The sequence below is a fragment of the Microbispora sp. H10949 genome (assembly GCF_014161435.1).
GTDB classification, from domain to species: Bacteria; Actinomycetota; Actinomycetes; order Streptosporangiales; family Streptosporangiaceae; genus Microbispora; species Microbispora triticiradicis.
The window spans coordinates 224,675-243,486 of record NZ_JABBWZ010000002.1 but is presented as its reverse complement, the minus strand read 5'-3'; the positions used below and the strand labels follow the sequence as shown (position 1 = coordinate 243,486).

Genomic DNA, 18,812 nt, shown 5'->3' with positions numbered 1-18,812 from the left:
ATCGTCCGATGCTGCATCTGCGGGTGATCGCCCCTTATGAGCGTACGGACCGGGTCGTCGAGGCGCTCGACCGCGCGCCGGGCGTCACCAACGTGGTGGTCCTGGCCAAGGCGGCCCGGCGGCCGGAGGGCGACGTGGTCCTCGCCGACGTCGCCAGGGAGGCCGCCAACGCCGTCATCGAGGACCTCAAGGCGCTCGGCCTGGAGGAGGACGGTTCGATCACGGCGGAGGAGATCGAGCTGTCGATCTCCCGTGGAGCCGTCGAGGCGGAGGAACGGGCGCCCGGCGAAGGCGACGACGCGGTGGTGTGGGACCAGTTCGAGGCGCGGGTCGCCCTCGACAGCCGCATCACCTGGGCCTTCCTGGCGTTCCTCACCATCGCCACGCAACTGGCGGCCATCGGCGTGCTCATCCCCTCGCAGATCCTCATCGTCGGCGCCATGGTCCTCGGCCCGGAGTTCGGCGCGGTGGCGGCGGTCTCCTTCGGCCTGCTCGGCCGCCACTGGCCGCTCATCGGCGCGGCGGTCCGCACGCTCGCGGTCGGTTTCGCGGTCGCGACCGCCGTCACCCTGGCCTGCGCGCTGGTCTCGCGCGGGATCGGCATGATCACCCCGGACATGCTCCGGCACAACGACGAGGTGCACTTCATCGTCAAGCCCGACCGGTGGTCGTTCATCGTGGCGCTGCTCGCCGGGGCCGCCGGCGTGCTGTCGATCACCGCGGGCAAGTCGTCCGCCCTGGTCGGCGTCTTCATCTCGGTCACCACCGTCCCGGCGGCGGGCTACATGGCGGCGGCCCTCGCGCTGGGCCGCTGGGACGACGTCGGCGGGTCGGCGCTGCAGCTCGTCGTCAACATCGCCGGGATGGTCGTCGCCGGGACGCTGACGCTGTTCCTCCAGCGCCGCCTGTGGACCCGGTACGGCGGAAGTCGCGCGTGACAGGCATACCTGAGACGTAGATCGGCTCCTCCATCAGACGGAGGCCCGGCGGCCACCCCGCCGGATAGGGTGCCAGTCATGACAGCGAGCGCGACTCCCTGCTTCGCGACCGAGGGGCTGACCAAGCGGTTCCCCCGCGTCACGGCGCTCGACCACCTCACCGTCGCGGCCGGGACCGGCGTGACCGGCCTGGTCGGCGCCAACGGCGCGGGCAAGTCCACCCTGATCAAGATCCTGCTCGGCCTGGTGCCGCCCACCTCGGGAAGCGCCTCGGTGCTGGGCCTGGACACGGCCACCCAGGGCCTGGAGATCCGGCGGACCGTGGGCTACATGCCCGAGCACGACTGCCTGCCCCCGGACATCTCGGCGACCGAGTTCGTGGTCCACATGGCCCAGATGTCCGGCCTGCCGCGCACCGCGGCCCGCGAGCGCGCCGCGGACACGCTGCGCCACGTCGGGCTGGACGAGGAGCGCTACCGCCCGATGGGGGGTTACTCCACCGGCATGCGGCAGCGCGTCAAGCTCGCCCAGGCCCTCGTCCACGACCCTCGGCTCGTCTTCCTCGACGAGCCCACCAACGGGCTCGACCCGCAGGGCCGCGACGACATGCTGGCGCTGATCCGGCGGGTCGGCACCGAGTTCGGCATCAGCGTCCTGGTCACCTCCCACCTGCTCGGCGAGCTCGAGCGGGTGTGCGACCACGTGATCGTCATCGACGGGGGGCGGCTGCTGCGCTCCTCGGCGATCCGGGAGTTCACCCGGGCCGAGCAGACGATCGCGGTGGAGGTCGAGGAGGGCCAGCGGCAACTGGCCGACCGCCTCACGGGCGGCGGCGAGACGGTGGCGGTGCAGGGCAGGCTGCTGACGGTGCAGGTGTCGCCCGACGACCCCGGCCGCACCTACGACGCGGTCCGTGACGCCGTCAGCGACCTCGGCCTCAGCCTCCTGCGGCTGGAGCAGCGCCGGGGCCGCATCGAGGACGTCTTCAAGGAGTCCACAGCCAAGGAGCCGGTGGCATGACGATCGAGCCGACGGCGGTCATCCACGACATCGGATACCGCCACTACGACGGCGTACGGCTCGGGCGCGGCCGGGCGACGCTCGCCCTCGGCGTGCAGAGCCTGCGCGGCGTGTTCGGGCTCGGCCGCACGATCCGCGCCAAGATCATGCCGCTGCTGCTGGCCGCGATCATGCTGATGCCGACGGTCGTGTCGATCGGTGTGATGGCGCTCGCCAAGCAGTTCGTCATGCCCTATTCGCAGTACGCCGTCTTCATGCAGGCGGTGATCGCCGTCTTCCTGGCCGCGCAGGCGCCGTACCTGGTCGCGCCGGACCTGCGGTTCCGCGTGCTGCCGCTGTACCTCTCCCGCCCGCTGACCGTGAACGACTACGTCGTGGCGAAGCTGGCCGCGCTGGCGGTCGCGCTGTTCTGCCTGATGGCGCTCCCGATCACGATCGAGTTCGTCGGCGAGATGCTGATCGACATGCCGATGCCGCTGCACACGGGCGACTTCCTCGGCGCGCTGGGCGGCACGGTCCTGCGCGCGGTGCTGCTGGCCGCCCTGGGCGTCGCGCTGGCGTCGTTCACCCCGCGCCGCGGCCTCGGGGTCGCCGTGGTGATCGCGTTCTACATGTTCACCGCCGCCGTCTCCGGGCTCTTCTACGCCGTGCTCGCCTCGACCGGCCGGGACGACGTGGCCCCCTGGGCCCTGCTCCTCAACCCGTTCTTCCTCGTCGACGCCGTCCAGTCGGCGCTGTTCGGCACCGATCCGGCGACCGGCGAGGGATATCCCCCGGGCGTCGCCTCGTGCCTGATCCTGCTGGCCGTGATCGCCCTGGCCGTGACGGGCGTCCTCCTGCGCTACCGGAAGGCGGCGTCGTGACCACCACGAGTCCCCCCGTGACCACCCGCCAGGGCGTGCTGGAACTCGCCCAGGTCTCCCGCTGGTACGGCAACGTCGTCGCGGTCAACGACGTCACGATGACGATCGGGCCCGGGGTCACCGGCCTGCTCGGCCCGAACGGCGCCGGGAAGTCGACGCTGCTGCACATGATGGCCGGGTTCCTCGCGCCGTCGAACGGCACGGCGACCCTCGACGGCCGACAGATCTGGCATAACCACGACATCTACCGGCAGATCGGCCTGGTGCCCGAGAAGGAGGCCGTGTACGGCTTCCTCACCGGCCGGCAGTTCGTGCTGTCGGCGGCCCGGCTGCACGGCCTGCCGTCCCCCGCGGACGCGGCCCGCCGGGCCCTCGACCTGGTGGAGATGACGGACGCCTCCGGCCGCCGCATCGAGACGTACTCCAAGGGCATGCGGCAGCGCGTGAAGGTCGCCGCGGCCCTCGTCCACGACCCGCAGGTGCTGCTGCTGGACGAGCCGTTCAACGGCATGGACCCGCGGCAGCGGCTCCACCTGATGGACCTCGTCCGCCGGATGGGCGAGGAGGGCCGGACGATCCTGTTCAGCTCGCACATCCTCGAAGAGGTCGAGCGGGTGGCCCACCACATCGAGGTCCTGGTCGCCGGACGGCACGCCGCGTCAGGGGACTACCGGGAGATCCGGCGGCGCATGGCCGACCGGCCGCACCGGTTCCGGGTCAGATCGAGCGACGACCGGCGGCTCGCCGCCGCGCTCATCGCCGATCTGTCCTCCAGCGCCGTATCGCTGACGGAGCAGGGCATCGAGGTGCAGGTCACCGACTTCGCGCGCTTCACCGCGCTGCTGCCCCGGACCGCCCGCGACCTCGACGTCCACCTGTGGCAGGTCTCCCCCACCGACGAGGACCTGGAAAGCGTCTTCTCCTACCTCATCTCCGGGAGCGCCCGATGAACACGGTGGTGGCCGACATCACGTACCGGGCCATGCTCGGACGCAAGCGGATCTGGCTGCTGGTGCTGCTGCCGGTGGCGCTCGTCGCGATCGCCGCGCTGCTCAGGCTCCTGAACGGCGAGTCCGAGCAGACGGCGGTGACGCTGATGAAGACCTTCGCGATCGGCACGATGCTGCCGCTGCTCGGTCTGATCGGCGGGACGGGCGTCATCGCCCCGGAGATCGAGGACGGCACGATCATCCACCTGCTGTCCAAGCCGATCTCCCGCCCGGTGATCGCCGTGACGAAGTTCGTGGTCGCGGCCTCCCTCATCGCGGTCTTCGCGGCGGTCTCCACGTTCGCCGCCGCCTACCTCCTGACCGGCACGGAGTCGGGCGTCGCGACCGGGTTCACGCTCGGGGCGCTGTTCGGCGGGGTCGCGTACGCGGCGGTGTTCCTGCTGCTGGGCGTGCTCACCCGGCACGCGGTCGCGATCGGCGTGATCTACGCCCTCGTCTGGGAGGGCGTCGTCGGCGGCTACGTGCCCGGAGCGCGCAAGTTCTCCATCCAGCAGTGGGCCCAGTCGCTCGCCGACCAGATCTCCTCCTCGGCCTTCTTCTCCACCGAGGTGACGCTGGGCTTCGCCGTACCGGCCATGGTCATCGTCACCGCCGGGGCCGTCCTGTGGACCGGCCAGCGCCTGCGCTCCCTCTCCCTCACCGGCGACGACTGACCACACGGCCGACGCCCCTCGTTGTCGCTACGGTGGGACGCATGACACCGCGCCTGGCGCAACTTCGCCTGATCGAGTTCAAGTCCTTCCGCAGCGATTCGGTACTGCGGATGGGCGGCATGACCGTGCTCATCGGGCGGAACAGCAGCGGAAAGTCGAACGCCCTCGACGGGCTGGAAGTGCTCTCCCGGCTTGCCGCGGGCGCGGACCTCGTCGACGCTCTCGACAGCCGGCGTGGCGACGAGGGCCCGCTCCGCGGGGGCATCGAGGGATGCCCCCCTCATGGCGCGGACCGGTTCCGTCTTGGTTGCAGCGTCGTATCGCCTGAGCGCACGGGAAACGGCTACGTCGTCATCGACCTCGACCTCACTGTTCAGGTGAGGCCGGAACCCGGAATCGTCAACGAGACGCTGTCCGGGGTGTCCGGCAAGCTCCGCACTACGAAAGATCCCACCGCCAACGTCCCGCACAATCTCCTCAAAACCCGTCAGCCCACGCCGGGAGGCGGCAGCATCGAGGCCACCTGGTACCGGGGTACCCGTGGGCGCGACCGCGCGTCCGCCTTCCGCTCCACCCGGCTGCTCACGGCCCAGCTTCCGCTCCGCCTGACGCAGGACACCGAGACGGAAAGGCATGTGGTCCAAGCGGCCGAGGACATGATCGAGGCACTCCAGGGCGTGTTCCACCTTGATCCCGTCCCTCATCTCATGCGGCAGTACGTACCTGGGCGTGACGTGCGGCTGCGGCGTACAGGAGAGAACCTCTCGGCCTTGATCGGCCAGATGGCGGAACGCGATCCCGCGCAGTTCGCCCAGTTGGTCGGTCTCGTCCGGGATCTCGTCGAGCACGAGGTCACCGGCATCGAGGTCATCCGGTCCGAGTTGAACGACGTCATGCTCGCGCTGCGGGAGGGCCGTGCCGTCACCCCCGCCAGAGAGATGAGCGACGGCCTGCTGCGCTTCATGGCCATCGCGACAACCCTGATCACTCGTGGCCGGGACGTGGATCTCGGCGGCATGCCGGACCGCGAGCGCCCTGTGACCGTGGTCATCGAGGAACTGGAGAACGGGCTGCATCCGTCACAGGCCGGCAAGGCCCTCCAACTCGTACGCAGGGCGGTCAAGGACGACGGAGCGCAGGTGTTGTTCACCACGCACAGTCCCGCACTGCTGTCGGGACTGTCCGCCGAGGACCACAAGTCCGTCATCGTCTGTTCCCGGGACCGCGAGACACAGGAGTCGACGCTCACACCCCTGCCCGAGCTGGACGGATACCCGCGGCTGATGGCCCAGGGAGACCTCGGCTCCGTCGTCACCGCGGGATTGCTGGGCGAGCGGCGTCGCGACGACTTCTCCGAGTTCGACCGTCTCATGGGGATCGGGTGATCATGGCGCGGCGCGTGGAGTTCGTGGACACGTCGATCCTCTGCAACCTCCTCGACGTACCGGGCAAGAACCAGCATCAGCGTGAGATCGCGGAAGAGCTGCTGCTCAAGCGACGCCAGTGTGATCTCATCCTGCCCGTCACGGCGGTCATCGAGACGGGCAACCACATCGCGCAACTCGGGAACGGCCACGACCGGCGGGATCGGGCGAAGAAGCTGCACGCTCTCCTCGACCTGGTCATCCGACGCGAGGCACCTTGGGTGCTGCACATCGTGGAGTGGGGCGAGCCCTTTCTGCGCGAACTCCTCGGAGGCGGCGGTACGGGGATCGGGCTCGCCGACCACGCGATGCGCGGGCTCGGCCTCGGCGATCTGTGCATCCTGACCGAGCGGGAGATGTACAGGCGACGCGTGACCGGCGTCGAGGTCGGGATTTGGACGCTGGACGGGCAGCTCAAAGCGCACGAGTAACTTCAGACGCGGACAGTGCCGACATCGGCGTGCCGTGTGTGAGAAGGGGACTCGTCGAGCAGCGACGGAATGCGCCGAGGACCCCGCCGGGCGGGTGCCTGGCGGAGCCCTCGGAGTGTCGTGGTGTCAGGCGCGTCAGCGCGCCTTACGCACCGGCAGGGTCGGCAGGGGTCAGCCGCAGACCTCTCGGACGACCCGCGCGAGGCGGTCCGCCACGGTACTGGCCTGGTCCTGCGACGCGGCCTCGACCATGACCCGGATCATGGGCTCGGTGCCGCTCGGCCGGATGAGCACCCGGCCGGTCTCGCCGAGCCCGGCCTCCGCCTCCGCGACGGCCGCCCGCAGCTCGGGCGCCGAGGCCTTGGACTTGGCCACGTCCCGCACGTTGACGAGCACCTGCGGCAGCTTCGTCATCACCGACGCCAGTTCGCCGAGAGAGCGGCCCTGCCGTGCCACCTCCGCCATCAGGTGCAGCGAGGTGAGCAGGCCGTCGCCGGTCGTGGCGTGATCCAGCATGATCACATGACCGGACTGCTCGCCGCCGAGGTTGTAGCCGCCGTCCTGCATCGCCTCCAGGACGTACCGGTCACCGACCGTGGTCTCCACCACGGACAGGCCGGCCTCCCGCAGAGCGATCTTGAACCCGAGGTTGGACATCACCGTGGCGACGACCGTGTCCTTGGCGAGGCGGCCGTCGGCGTGCATCGCCAGGGCCAGGATCGCCATGATCTGGTCGCCGTCGATCTCCTCGCCCTCGGCGGTCACCGCGAGGCAGCGGTCGGCGTCGCCGTCGTAGGCGATGCCGAGGTCGGCGCCGCGTTCGACGACGGCCTCCCGCAGAGGAGTCAGGTGGGTCGAGCCCACACCGTCGTTGATGTTCAGCCCGTCGGGTGCGGCGCCGATGGTCTCCACGGCCGCGCCCGCGCGCAGCAGCGCCTCCGGGGCGACCATGTGCGCCGCGCCGTGCGCGCAGTCGACGACGATCCGCAACCCGTCGAGACGGTGGGGCAGGGTGGTCAGCAGGTGTGAGACATACCTGTCCGCCTCGCCGTACGCCTCCCGGACCCGGCCCACGGCCGGGCCCACCGGGCGGTCCCACTTCTCCCCGAGCCGCTGCTCGATCTCGTTCTCCACCGCGTCGGGCAGCTTGTAGCCGCCCCGCGTGAAGAACTTGATGCCGTTGTCGGGCGCGGGGTTGTGCGACGCCGAGAGCATGACGCCGAGGTCGGCGCCCAGGGCGTTGGTCAGGTACGCGACCGCCGGGGTGGGCAGCACACCGAGTCGCAGGACGTCCACGCCGGATGACGCGAGGCCGGCGACCACGGCGGCCTCCAGGAACTCTCCTGAAGCCCGCGGGTCCCGGCCTACGACGGCGATCGGGCGGCCGCGCCGCCCGACACTGGCGTGAAAAGCCCCGGCGTCTCCGAGCACGTGCGCGGCGGCCACGGACAGATCCATGGCCAGTTCCGCGGTGAGGTCGCGCCCGGCGACCCCACGTACCCCGTCGGTGCCGAAGAGGCGCCCCCCGGAGGAGGCGCCTACGGGCTCCCGCGACACGTTAGCGCTTGCTGTACTGCGGAGCCTTGCGGGCCTTCTTGAGGCCGTACTTCTTCCGCTCCGTGGCGCGGGCGTCACGGGTGAGGAAGCCGGCCTTCTTCAGCGGCGGGCGGTTGACCTCGGCGTCCAGGATGGCGAGCGCGCGGGACAGGCCCATGCGCAGGGCGCCGGCCTGGCCGGTCACGCCACCGCCGTCGATGCGGGCGATGACGTCGAACGCGTCCTCGGCCCCGAGGACGACGAACGGCTCGTTGACGAGCTGCTGGTGCACCTTGTTCGGGAAGTAGTTCTCCAGCGAGCGGCCGTTGATGGTCCACTTGCCGGTGCCCGGCACGATGCGGACCCGGGCGATGGCCTCCTTGCGGCGGCCGGTGCCGTACGAGTTGCCCGTGGTGACGGGCTTGCGCGCGGCGCCCTCGCCTGCGGGGGCCGACTCGGTGGTGTACTCGGAGGGGAACTCCTCCGGGGAGTAGTCTTCCGGCTCGCCCTCGACGAGCGTCTCGATACCGGTGGGCTCGGCCACGGTTCTCCTCTTAACTTTCCTGGCTCGCGATTACTGGGCGATCTGGGTGATCTGGAAGGGCACGGGCTGCTGGGCCTGGTGCGGGTGCTCGGCACCGGCGTAGACCTTCAGCTTCTTGGCCATCTTCCGGCCCAGGGAGTTCTTGGGAAGCATGCCCCGGACGGCCTTCTCGACGGCCCGGTCGGGACGCTTCTCCATCAGCTCGCCGTAGCTGACGGCGCGCAGACCGCCGGGGTAACCCGAGTGGCGGTACGCCTTCTTCTGCTCCAGCTTGTTGCCGCTGAGAGCGACCTTGCCGGCGTTGATGACGATGACGAAGTCACCCGTGTCGACATGCGGGGCGAAGATCGGCTTGTGCTTCCCGCGGAGCAGGGTCGCCACCTGACTGGCCAGCCGGCCGAGCACGACGTCGGTCGCGTCGATGACGTACCACTGACGTTCGACGTCGTTGGGCTTCGGTGAGAACGTGCGCACGGCAGTGCCTTCTGTCGGAATGTGAACTCTCGGTAGGTTGCGCAGGCACGGCGACAACCTCCGTCTCCACATGTACGGGAGAAGACGCCGGACGCGCCGTGCACCGGTCTGCGGGCAGACCGATCCACACACAACGAACTCGCAGACTACCGCCCTCGTTCCGCGTGGTCAAAACGACGGCGGGAGGGGGTGTCTGGAACGACACAATTGAACGTTCATCAAATCCATCCCCACGCGCCCCTTCTTCCCCCATACCGCAGGTCCCTATATTTGGCTGCGGCATGTGGCAGACCCCTCACAAAAGGAATACCCTTCGGGGCCCCTTCCGGGTGACTCAGATGGGTTTGCTGGCATGCGCCGTCGCCGTTCTTCTCACCGGCGTCGTCATCGGCCGGGTGACCGCCGCCGCGGACCGCGCCGGGAGCGTCTACCTTCGCGAGTCGCACCCGGGGCCGCCGTCCCCCCGTGTGGAGGCCCTCGCGCCGGCGCGGCGGGACCGGCCGCCCCTCGATCACGTGCGGCGCACCGAGGCGCCCCAGGTGACCACTGAGACGACTCCGGTGCCCAGGTCCCGGCGGGACCGGCCGTCGACCATGATCGGCGGCTCCGGCGGCGGCTCGTCGTACACCACGCTCACCCCGGAGACAGGCGGGGAAGGCGGCTCCTACGGCGGGGACCCGATGCGCTTCGCCTCGATGGAGGCCGAGCTCGTGCGCCTGGTGAACGTCGAGCGCCGCAGGCACGGATGCCGGCCGCTGCGCGTGGACCCCCGCCTGGTCGGATCCGCCCGGGCGCACTCGGAGGAGATGGCGGCGGGCAACCGGTTCCGGCACACCTCGCCGGGGGGAGCCACCCCCTGGGACCGCATGGGCGCCGCGGGTTACCGCGACGGCGGGGCCGAGACGATCGCGCGCGGCTACGACACCGCCGAGCAGGTCGTACGCGGCTGGATGGCCGGGCCCACGGACCGCGCCACACTGCTCAACTGCCGCCTGGTCGCGACCGGGGTCGGCGTGAGCGCGGGCCCCGGAGGCCCCTGGTGGACCGAGGACTTCGGTTATTCCTGACCCTTCCTCATCTGTCCAGATCGCCGACTAATCTCAGCGCCATGGGTTATCCCGGCGACCAGCAACCACCTCGCCAGCCGCACTTCCCCCCCGATCCCCGCAGGCGGGACCTGCCGCCGTACGGGGCCGGGGACGACTCGCCCCGCTCCCCCTCCCGCCGCGAGGCGCCCTACGGCGGCGAGCAGCCTCCGTACGGGAACCGCGAGCAGCCCACGAGCGCGGGGCGGGAGCAACCCCCTTACGGGAACCGCGAGCAGCCTCCGTACGGAGGACGGGAGTCTTCGCCGTACTCCGGCCGCGACCAGTCGCCGTACGCCGCGCCCCGGGAGGCCGGACCGCGGGAGGCAGGTCCGGGCGGGCCGGGCGGGCCGGGCGGGCGGTACGACGCCGGGAGCACGCCTTGGGCGAGCGAGATCGGCCCGGACCCGGACCAGGAGAACCGGGAGATGCGGCGTGAGGCCCCCATGCCGCGAGTGGCGCCCCCGCCGGAGCCCCAGTGGGACCCCGACGACCGCGGTCCCCTATGGCGTCGTCCCTGGGTGCTCGGACTCGCCCTGCTGGCCCTGATCGGCGCGCTCCTCACCGGCCTGTGGTACGCCGCCCACAACGAGGAGCCGCCTGCGCCGGACCCGGGCCCCGCGGCCCGTCCCGCACCGCTCGTGTCCGACCGTCCGATGACCAAGTACGGCTACGCGGCCTCGCGGGCGACCGACAAGAGCCCGCTGTCGCTGCGAGAGGTCTTCGGCAAGCCGAAACCGGTCAACAACAAGCGGGTGTACATCCGCACGGTGACGCGCAAGGAGAAGAAGTGCGCGGACGGCGTCACCGGCGAGAAGATCACCAAGGCGCTCAAGACGGGCGGCTGCACGCAGTTGCTGCGCGCGAGCTTCGCGGACGCCAAGGGCACGATCATCGGCACCGTGGGGGTCGCCAACCTCAGGACCTCGGCGATGGCGAAGAAGGTCGCCTCCGCCGGAGCCGGCGACGAACGCAAGGACTTCCTCAAGCCGCTCCCCGGCAAGGACGAGGCCACCAAGCACCTCGGCAGCGGCGAGGCGTCCGCGGGAGGCTGGACTTACGGGCACTACGCGGTGCTGTTGTGGTTCCAGTTCAAGGACGGCCACAAACCCACCAAGAGCGAGCTCAAAAAGCTGTACCAGGCGGCGACGGACGTCACCGACGCGTCTGTTTACCCTGCCCTCGACACGCGTGCGCTCACCGGCGGCCCCAGCTGAGACGACACGTTCACTGAGGTGAGCGCGGCGCGGGCATGGCCGGGGAGGCAGACCGAAACACCCATGGAGGCACGCCGATCGGGTCCGCGCCGTTACGCTTCCGGCTATGCGTGGCAAGGATTCCGGTTCCGAGCACGAACATGACACGGCGTGGGCGCACAGCGAGGCGGACGCCGAGGGCTCGGCGACGGCACCCGCGACGCCACCGCCGAGCTTCGGGCAGACGACGCCGCCCGGCCACGGCCGGCCGCAGCCGGACGAGGACACCGCCTGGGCGCCCGACGCCGCCCAGGCGGCGGGCGAGGCGAACCCGTGGACGCCGCCGACCGTTCCCTATCCCACCCGGTACGGCTTCCAGGGCGGCCTGCGGGCGCCGGACGGCTACGACGATGACGACCCGGAGAACACGAACAGGTTCAGGGCCATCCCGGCGCATGACGCCCCACCGGCCGAGAGTGGGGGCGTGCCCCCGCAGGGCGCCTATCCGCCCCCGCCGGGTGCTCACTCCGCCCCTCCGGGCGCTTACTCCGCCCCTCCCGGCCCGCCCGGTGCCTACTCCGCTCCTCCCGGGCCGCCCGGTGCTTACTCCGCTCCTCCCGGGCCGCCCGGTGCTTACTCCGCTCCACCGGGCCCCCAGCCCGGCGCTCACCCCGTCCCTCCCGGCCCGCACAGCTCGCCCGGCCCCCAGCCCGCCCCGCCCGGCGCTCACCCGCTTCCGCCCGGCCCTCATCCGGGCCCGCAGCCGGGCGGACAGTCCGGCCCGTACGGTGCGCACCCTCTTCCGCCGGGGGCGCAGCCCGGTCTTCCCGGCCCACAGCCCGGCCTGCCCGGTATTCGGCATGTCCCGCCCGGTCCTCAGCCGGACGCCGGGGCTCTCCCCCCGCCGCGCCGCCCGGGCGACGCCGAGGAGGACCTGGGCCGCCCCGGTCCCGGCGGTCCGTACGCGGGCCAACACCCGGACCCGCACCCCGGCCCACAGACGGGCCCGCAGACGGATCCGCGGATGGGGCCGTACGCGGGCAGTCCGGCGGCGCCGCACCCGGAGCCGGACCTCGGCTGGGTCCCGCGGCAGCCCGCGCCGGGGGCGGACCTGCCGCCGTGGCAGCAGAGCGGCGGCACACCCCCGTGGCAGCCTCCCGTCCAGGGCGGGCCACCGGCCTGGCAGCCTCCCGCGCAGGGCGGGGGCACACCTCCTTGGCAGCAGGCGGCCCACCCCGGTCCGGTCCCACCCCAGCAGAACCCCGGCACCCCCGAATGGCAGCCTTCGCAGGAGGCACAGCCCCCGTCGTCGTGGCAGCCGCCGCAGGAGTCCCAGGCGCCCTGGTGGCGGCAGGTGGGCCCGGACGGGACGCAGGCGTACCCGCCGGAGGCCCCGCGATCCGACGAGCCCTCACCCGGGGTGCCGTCGTTCGCCGCGTGGGCGCCGGGCCCTGCAGAGGAGCAGCCGGCGGAGGACGCGACATGGACGCCCGGAGACCCCGGTCAGCCGGGAGCCCGGAGCGCGACCTCTCATCCGGCCCACCCGGCCGACTCTCGGCAGGCGCAACCGGCGGAACCGGCGCAGGACGTCAGCGGCGGCGCCGCACCCGTCCCCTCGCCGCCCCGGGACACGCCGGCCGCCCCCATGCCCACGCGTCCCGGCGACGCGCTCCCGGCACCGGACGAGCCGGGCGACGCGTACGGCGAGGCCCACGCCTCCTCCGCCGCGCCCGTCCGCCCCGGGGAGCCCGGTGACATACCCGTGTGGCCGCCGAGGCTGCCGGGTGAGCCCGATCCCCAGGGCGAGGGCCGGGCCGGGACCTCGTGGCCGCCCTCAAGCGTCTACCGCGGCTCTCATGAAAGCGGCGAAAACGACCCGTCAGGCGGCCACGACCGCGATCAAAGCGGTGACCGGAGCGGCGGGAGCGGATCGACCGGCGCCTCCGCCGTCACCGAGCGAACCGGCGGTTCGGGTGACCAGACCAGCGCTTCTGGCGAGCGGTCCGGCGGCTCTTCCGGTGAGCAGGCCGAAGTGCCCGGCGAGCTGGGCGGACGGGCCGGTCGGCACTCCGGCGGGCCGAGCGACCAGCACCACGCCGCCGGACCAGGCGACGCCCCCGGCCACTCGGACGGCCCGGCGGACGACGCGGCGGGTCACTCGGCGGAGGGCGCTGTCACCCTGCCCGGTGATCCGGGCTCCGCCTCGGGCGGCGGGGACGCCTCGCATCCCACGCCGTACCCCGAACGCGCCGGCGACCGGCCGTCCTCCGAAGGCCCCCATGGCACCCTGCCGCCCGGAGCCTCCGACGACGGCGCGGGTGCCGCACCGAACCCGTACGCCCTTCCGGGCGGGCCGCCCGCGGGCTTCGGCGCGGAGATCGCCCAGGCGGTGACCCCGATCGAGGGGTTCCAGGTGCCGGGCGGACCGTACGAGCCCGGCCCGCAGGTCGCGCACCACGACCAGGGCGTCACGAACCACGACCAGGGTGGCCCCTACGGCGGCCCGCCGCCCTCCCCTCAGGAGGGGACGTGGCCGGTGCCACCGCCGTCCCCCGAGGGCCCCTACGCCCCGCCGTCGCAGCCGCCCGGCCAGGCGCCGAACCACCTCCCGGGCCAGATCCCCGGCCAGCTCCCGGGCCTGCCTCCGGGCTACGCACCGTCCGGAACGTCCCCTGGGGACGCTCCGCCCGCCGCGCCGGACCCCGGCACGGCACCATACGACGCGCCGCCCGCGAGCCCGTCCGAGACCGGCGACGCTCCGCGGGCGGCCTCCCCCGACACCGATTCAGGACAGATGCCAACGACCTCCCCTACAACCGGCTCCTCCACTCAGCCGAACGGCGAGACCCCGTTCGCGTTCACGCCGGTGACCCCGGCCAAGGCGGGCAGGCCCGCCCCTCCCCCCGGCTTCGGACCGGCCCCGGCCGCCCCCGGCGGCGCGCTGCCCGCGACGCTCGGGTCCACCACCCCTCCCGCCCAGGGCGGGAAGGTCAAGCGGATCCTGATGATCGCCGGCGCGGCGGTCGTCGTGGGCGCGATCGGCACCGCGGCCTACTTCGCGTACGCGGGCGAGCCGGACAGCGGCCCGCCGCCCCGCACGGCGCCAAGCGGCACCGCTCCGTCCTCCGTCGCGCCGCAGCCGAGCACGGCGGCCGCCTCCACCATCCTGGACACGGAGCAGACCGACCCCCGGACAATCAAGCCCGGCGAGGCGTTCCCCGACGAGAAGGTGACGCTGGACGGACGCACCTACCGTCGCGTCAAGATCGACGTGACCGACGACTGCGGTAAGGCGGCCACGGGCGCGTTCGCCACCGCCCTCACCGAACAGCAGTGCCGGCGGGTGCTCAGGGCCACGTACGTGGACGGCAAGCGCGACTACGCGATCACCGCGGGGATCGCGGTGCTGCCCAGCAAGGTGGCGGCGCTCACGGCGGACCGGGAGAAGAACCTCGGCGCCAACGTCTGGTTCCGCGGCCTGAACGGCACGCAGGCGAGCGGGGCCGACAAGGTCACGATCTCCGGCGGCTACGCGGCGGCGACGGTCTGGGGACGCTACATCGCCTTCAGCTACGCCACCTACGCCGACGGCCACACGCCGGACGCCAAGGACAAGGACCTCGGCCCGATCAGCGGCGCCTTCCGCGACCACATGACCAAAATCATCCAGAAGCGCGCCACCCGCTGAGCCCGGCTTCAGGCGGTCGGCGTACGTACCCGGCGCGTGGCTGCGGCGCGCCGGGCCAGCTCCCCGGGCTCCGGGTAGCGCACCTCCTCCAGCGTCAGCCCGTGCGCGGGCGCGACGTGCACCCCGGAGTCCCGCACGGCTCTCGCCAGCACCTCGCCGGGCCACCCGACGGGCCGCCTGCCCTCCCCCACAGTCAGCAGCGAGCCGACCAGCGCCCGGACCATCGAGTGGCAGAAGGCGTCGGCGACCACGGTGGCGAGCAGGATCCCGTCCTCGCCCCTGACCCAGTCGAGACGCTGCAGCTCGCGGATGGTGGTCGCGCCCTCCCGCCTCCGGCAGAACGCGGCGAAGTCGTGCTCCCCCAGCAGGTGGGCGGCGGCGGCGTTCAGCAGGCCGACGTCGAGCGGCCGGGCGTACCAGAGCACCTCGCGCCGCCGCAGCGGGTCGACCCCGCCCGGCGCGTCGCCGACACGGTAGCCGTACCGGCGGGACAGCGCGGAGAAACGGGCGTCGAAGCCCTCGGGTGCCACGCTCACGGCGTGAACCCGCACATCGGGGGGCAGGACACCGGCCAGCCGCCGCGTCAGCGCAGCGAGCAGCTCAGCGCCGCGCTCACGCCACGCCTCCTCCGGGTCCTCGGGGGCGGGCTCGCGCCCGGACGCGAACGCCACGGTCGCGGCGAGCGGCACGTCGACGTGCGCCACCTGTCCCCGCGCGTGGACGCCCGCGTCGGTGCGGCCCGCGACGGTCAGCGACGGCGCGGGGTCCAGGCGCAGGATCCGGCCGAGCGCGTCCTCGATCTCCCCCTGCACGGTCCGCCGCCCCGGCTGCCGGGCCCATCCCGAGAAATCGGTGCCGTCGTAGCCGAGGTCCAGCCTCAGCCGTAGTTCTCGCTCCACGACATCCCTCGTACCGGTCCGGAAAACGAAGAACGGGCCCAGCGTCCCCCGGAAGGGAAACTGAGCCCGCTCACGGAGCCTGTGGGATCAGGCCTCGTCCTTCTTCTCACCCTGGGCCGTCTCCTCCGACGACTCGGCGGCGGCCTCGGGAGCCTCGGCGGCCTCGTCCTGCGCCGCGGGCGTCTCCTCGGCTTCCGCCTCCACCGGAGCGGCGGCGGGCGCGGCCTGCGCGGCCGGAGCCGTACGGCTGGTCCGCACCGGGTTCAGCTGCTCGGTCACCAGCTCGATGATCGCCATGGGAGCGGCGTCGCCCTTGCGCGGGCCGAGCTTGGTGATCCGGGTGTAGCCACCGGGACGCTCGGCGAACGTCGGCGCGATCTCGGTGAAGAGGTGGTGGAGGACGCCCTTGTCGCGGACGACCGTCAGCACCTGGCGACGGTTGTGGATGTCGCCCTTCTTCGCCTTGGTGATCAGCTTCTCGGCGAGCGGGCGGAGGCGCTTCGCCTTGGCCTCGGTGGTACGCACCCGGCCGTTCTCGAACAGCGCGGTGGCGAGGTTCGCCAGGATCAGCCGCTCGTGGGCCGGGCTGCCGCCGAAGCGGGGGCCCTTGGTGGGCTTGGGCATTTCATGCTCCTCATGGATAACCCGCCCCGGCCGTGTCAGGTACCGGGGTCGGGCCAACCGGCGTGCCGGTCGTGACTGTCATCGCCGTTTCGTGCCGCCTCGCGGGGCGGCACGAAACGGTGGTGCCGCTGCTCGAAGACGAGCGATCAGTACTGCTCGGTCTCGATGAATCCGCCGTCCTCGTCGTCGTACCCGCCGCCGGCCACGGCGGAGGGGTCGAACCCGGGCGGGGAGTCCTTGAGAGCGAGGCCCATCTCGTGCAGCTTCTGCTTGACCTCTTCGATCGACTTGGCGCCGAAGTTGCGGATGTCCAGCAGGTCCTGCTCGCTGCGGGCGACGAGCTCACCCACGGTGTGGATGCCCTCGCGCTTGAGGCAGTTGTAGGAGCGAACCGTGAGGTTGAGCTCCTCGATCGGCAGCGCCAGGTCGGCCGCCAGGGCGGCGTCCGTCGGCGACGGGCCGATGTCGATGCCCTCGGCCTCGACGTTGAGCTCGCGAGCCAGGCCGAACAGCTCGACCAGGGTCTTGCCGGCCGAGGCCACCGCGTCGCGGGGCTTCATGGACGGCTTGGTCTCGACGTCGAGGATCAGGCGGTCGAAGTCCGTGCGCTGCTCGACACGGGTGGCCTCGACCTTGTAGGTGACCTTGAGGACCGGGGAGTAGATCGAGTCGATCGGAATCCGCCCGATCTCCTGGCCCGGCTGCTTGTTCTGCGCGGCGGAGACGTAGCCGCGACCGCGCTCGACGGTCAGCTCCATCTCCAGCTTCGCCTTGCCGTTCAGCGTGGCGATGTGCAGGTCGGGGTTGTGCACCTCGACACCGGCCGGCGGCGCGATGTCGGCGGCGGTCACCTCACCGGGACCCTGCTTGCGCAGGTACATCACCACGGGCTCGTCGTGCTCGGAGGAGACGACCAGCGACTTGAGGTTCAGGATGATGTCGGTGACGTCTTCCTTGACCCCGGGCACGGTCGAGAACTCGTGCAGCACGCCCTCGATGCGGATGCTGGTGACGGCCGCCCCCGGGATGGAGGACAGCAGCGTGCGCCGCAGCGAGTTGCCGATGGTGTAGCCGAAGCCCGGCTCCAGCGGCTCGATGATGAACCTGGACCGGTGCTCCTCGAGCGACTCCTCCTGGAGGCTCGGGCGCTGTGCGATGAGCATGTGGTTACTCCTGACCGGGATCCCCCGTGTCGCTCCGAACGAGGGGTCCCTCGGTTACGGCGACGCCCGCTATTTGACGCCGCTCGCCTACAACCAATGATGCCGTACGGCCGGGAATGCGCCGGGCCGTACGGCGTCACGAGGTCGCCGGGCTCTGTTACTTCGAGTAGAGCTCGACGATGAGCTGCTCCTGGACCAGCGTGTCGATCTGCTGGCGGACCGGGAGCTGGTGCACGAGGACGCGCAGGTTCTCGGCGGAGGCGCCCAGCCAGGCCGGGACGGTCTTGTCGCCGGCGGTCGCGCGGGCCACCTCGTACGGGAGCAGGTTGCGCGACTTCTCGCGGACCTCGATGATGTCGTGCTCGCGCACGCGGTACGACGGGATGTCGACCTTCTTGCCGTTCACGAGGAAGTGGCCGTGGCGCACCTGCTGGCGGGCCGCGTCCCGCGACTCGGCGAAGCCGGCGCGGTAGACCACGTTGTCGAGACGGCTCTCCAGGATCTGGAGGAGGTTCTCACCCGTCTTGCCGGCCTTGCGGTTGGCTTCCTCGTAGTAGTTGTGGAACTGCTTCTCGAGGACGCCGTAGATCCGGCGGGTCTTCTGCTTCTCACGGAGCTGGAGCTGGTACTCCGACTCCTTGGGACGGCCGCGGCCGTGCTCACCCGGCGGGTACGGGCGGATCTCGATGGGGCACTTCGCGGACTCGCACTTCTTGCCCTTGAGGAAGAGCTTCGTCTTCTCACGACGGCAGAGCTTGCAGTCCGGACCCGTGTAACGAGCCATTTCTCTCTACTCTCCTGAGCTCAGACGCGGCGGCGCTTGGGCGGACGGCAGCCGTTGTGCGGGACCGGGGTCACGTCCTGGATGGACCCGACCTCGAGGCCGGTCGCCTGCAGCGAACGGATCGCGGTCTCACGGCCGGAACCGGGGCCCTTGACGAAGACGTCGACCTTCCGCATGCCGTGCTCCATGGCGCGGCGGGCGGCGTTCTCGGCCGCCATCTGCGCGGCGAACGGGGTGGACTTGCGGGAGCCCTTGAACCCGACGTGGCCGGCGCTGGCCCAGGAGATCACGTTCCCGTTCGGGTCGGTGATCGAAACGATCGTGTTGTTGAACGTGCTCTTGATGTGGGCGTGCCCGTGAGCGACGTTCTTCTTTTCCTTGCGGCGCACCTTCTTCGGTGCGCCCTGGCGGCTCTTCGGCGGCATTTAAGCGCTGTCTCCTGGAATGTGGCTGCTTGCCCCATCCCCTGGACCTTCCAAC

The 18,812-nt window shown here is 71.7% G+C and carries 18 protein-coding genes; 10 read left to right on the top strand and 8 right to left on the bottom strand.

Annotated elements, in window-relative coordinates:
• Positions 1-8: 8 nt before the first annotated feature.
• The 7 genes from HHX40_RS05390 to HHX40_RS05360 all read left to right on the top strand — a co-directional run bounded on the left by HHX40_RS05390 (position 9) and on the right by HHX40_RS05360 (position 6,339).
• Complete coding sequence (locus tag HHX40_RS05390; RefSeq protein ID WP_182879636.1) at positions 9-938, top strand: DUF389 domain-containing protein; 930 nt, start codon at positions 9-11, stop codon at positions 936-938.
• Positions 939-1,016: 78 nt separating this feature from the next.
• Positions 1,017-1,958, top strand: coding sequence for an ABC transporter ATP-binding protein (locus tag HHX40_RS05385; RefSeq protein WP_111699878.1), 942 nt, complete (start codon positions 1,017-1,019; stop codon positions 1,956-1,958).
• Positions 1,955-2,821, top strand: coding sequence for an ABC transporter permease subunit (locus HHX40_RS05380; protein ID WP_111699879.1), 867 nt, complete (start codon positions 1,955-1,957; stop codon positions 2,819-2,821). The genes HHX40_RS05385 and HHX40_RS05380 overlap by 4 nt, the downstream gene beginning before the upstream one ends.
• Positions 2,818-3,771, top strand: a complete 954-nt coding sequence (locus tag HHX40_RS05375) for an ABC transporter ATP-binding protein (protein WP_310737949.1) — start codon at positions 2,818-2,820, stop codon at positions 3,769-3,771. Before HHX40_RS05380 ends, HHX40_RS05375 begins: the two co-directional genes overlap by 4 nt.
• Entirely contained in the window at positions 3,768-4,484 is a 717-nt protein-coding gene (locus HHX40_RS05370) for an ABC transporter permease (protein ID WP_182879635.1), read from the top strand. Before HHX40_RS05375 ends, HHX40_RS05370 begins: the two co-directional genes overlap by 4 nt.
• A 41-nt stretch (positions 4,485-4,525) precedes the next feature.
• Positions 4,526-5,869 carry an AAA family ATPase gene (locus tag HHX40_RS05365; protein ID WP_182879634.1) on the top strand — a complete coding sequence of 448 codons (1,344 nt, stop codon included), beginning with the start codon at positions 4,526-4,528 and terminating at the stop codon, positions 5,867-5,869.
• A gap of 2 nt (positions 5,870-5,871) precedes the next feature.
• Positions 5,872-6,339 (top strand): hypothetical protein, encoded by a 468-nt coding sequence (locus HHX40_RS05360; RefSeq protein WP_182879633.1) that lies wholly within the window; start codon positions 5,872-5,874, stop codon positions 6,337-6,339.
• A 171-nt stretch (positions 6,340-6,510) separates the two neighbouring features.
• On the opposite strand, the gene glmM is transcribed toward HHX40_RS05360, so the two are convergent.
• The 3 genes from glmM to rplM are packed head-to-tail and all read right to left on the bottom strand — an operon-like array spanning position 6,511 to position 8,893.
• Positions 6,511-7,896 (bottom strand): phosphoglucosamine mutase, encoded by a 1,386-nt coding sequence (gene glmM / locus HHX40_RS05355; RefSeq protein WP_111699883.1) that lies wholly within the window; start codon positions 7,894-7,896, stop codon positions 6,511-6,513.
• Position 7,897: 1 nt separating this feature from the next.
• Positions 7,898-8,419 carry a 30S ribosomal protein S9 gene (rpsI, locus tag HHX40_RS05350; protein WP_111699884.1) on the bottom strand — a complete coding sequence of 174 codons (522 nt, stop codon included), beginning with the start codon at positions 8,417-8,419 and terminating at the stop codon, positions 7,898-7,900.
• 30 nt (positions 8,420-8,449) lie between these two features.
• The gene (rplM, locus tag HHX40_RS05345) at positions 8,450-8,893 is read right to left on the bottom strand and encodes a 50S ribosomal protein L13 (RefSeq protein WP_111699885.1); all 444 of its coding nucleotides are present in this window, start codon (positions 8,891-8,893) and stop codon (positions 8,450-8,452) included.
• Between the two features lie 338 nt (positions 8,894-9,231).
• On the opposite strand from rplM, the gene HHX40_RS05340 reads away from it, so the two are divergent.
• The 3 genes from HHX40_RS05340 to HHX40_RS05330 all read left to right on the top strand — a co-directional run bounded on the left by HHX40_RS05340 (position 9,232) and on the right by HHX40_RS05330 (position 14,862).
• Positions 9,232-9,960 carry a CAP domain-containing protein gene (locus HHX40_RS05340; protein WP_111699886.1) on the top strand — a complete coding sequence of 243 codons (729 nt, stop codon included), beginning with the start codon at positions 9,232-9,234 and terminating at the stop codon, positions 9,958-9,960.
• Between the two features lie 41 nt (positions 9,961-10,001).
• Complete coding sequence (locus tag HHX40_RS05335) at positions 10,002-11,195, top strand: hypothetical protein (RefSeq protein ID WP_182879632.1); 1,194 nt, start codon at positions 10,002-10,004, stop codon at positions 11,193-11,195.
• 106 nt (positions 11,196-11,301) lie between these two features.
• Positions 11,302-14,862: a hypothetical protein gene (locus HHX40_RS05330; protein WP_182879631.1), complete on the top strand. Its 3,561-nt coding sequence runs from the start codon at positions 11,302-11,304 to the stop codon at positions 14,860-14,862.
• 8 nt (positions 14,863-14,870) lie between these two features.
• On the opposite strand, the gene truA is transcribed toward HHX40_RS05330, so the two are convergent.
• The 5 genes from truA to rpsK all read right to left on the bottom strand — a co-directional run bounded on the left by truA (position 14,871) and on the right by rpsK (position 18,757).
• On the bottom strand, positions 14,871-15,761 hold the full coding sequence (gene truA / locus HHX40_RS05325) for a tRNA pseudouridine(38-40) synthase TruA (RefSeq protein ID WP_182879630.1): 891 nt from the start codon (positions 15,759-15,761) through the stop codon (positions 14,871-14,873).
• 87 nt (positions 15,762-15,848) lie between these two features.
• Positions 15,849-16,385, bottom strand: coding sequence for a 50S ribosomal protein L17 (gene rplQ, locus HHX40_RS05320; RefSeq protein WP_182879629.1), 537 nt, complete (start codon positions 16,383-16,385; stop codon positions 15,849-15,851).
• 146 nt (positions 16,386-16,531) lie between these two features.
• Entirely contained in the window at positions 16,532-17,548 is a 1,017-nt protein-coding gene (locus tag HHX40_RS05315) for a DNA-directed RNA polymerase subunit alpha (RefSeq protein WP_030508347.1), read from the bottom strand.
• A 157-nt stretch (positions 17,549-17,705) separates the two neighbouring features.
• Entirely contained in the window at positions 17,706-18,332 is a 627-nt protein-coding gene (gene rpsD / locus HHX40_RS05310; protein WP_111699892.1) for a 30S ribosomal protein S4, read from the bottom strand.
• Between the two features lie 20 nt (positions 18,333-18,352).
• Positions 18,353-18,757, bottom strand: a complete 405-nt coding sequence (rpsK, locus tag HHX40_RS05305) for a 30S ribosomal protein S11 (protein WP_020542285.1) — start codon at positions 18,755-18,757, stop codon at positions 18,353-18,355.
• Between the last annotated feature and the right edge of the window lie 55 nt (positions 18,758-18,812).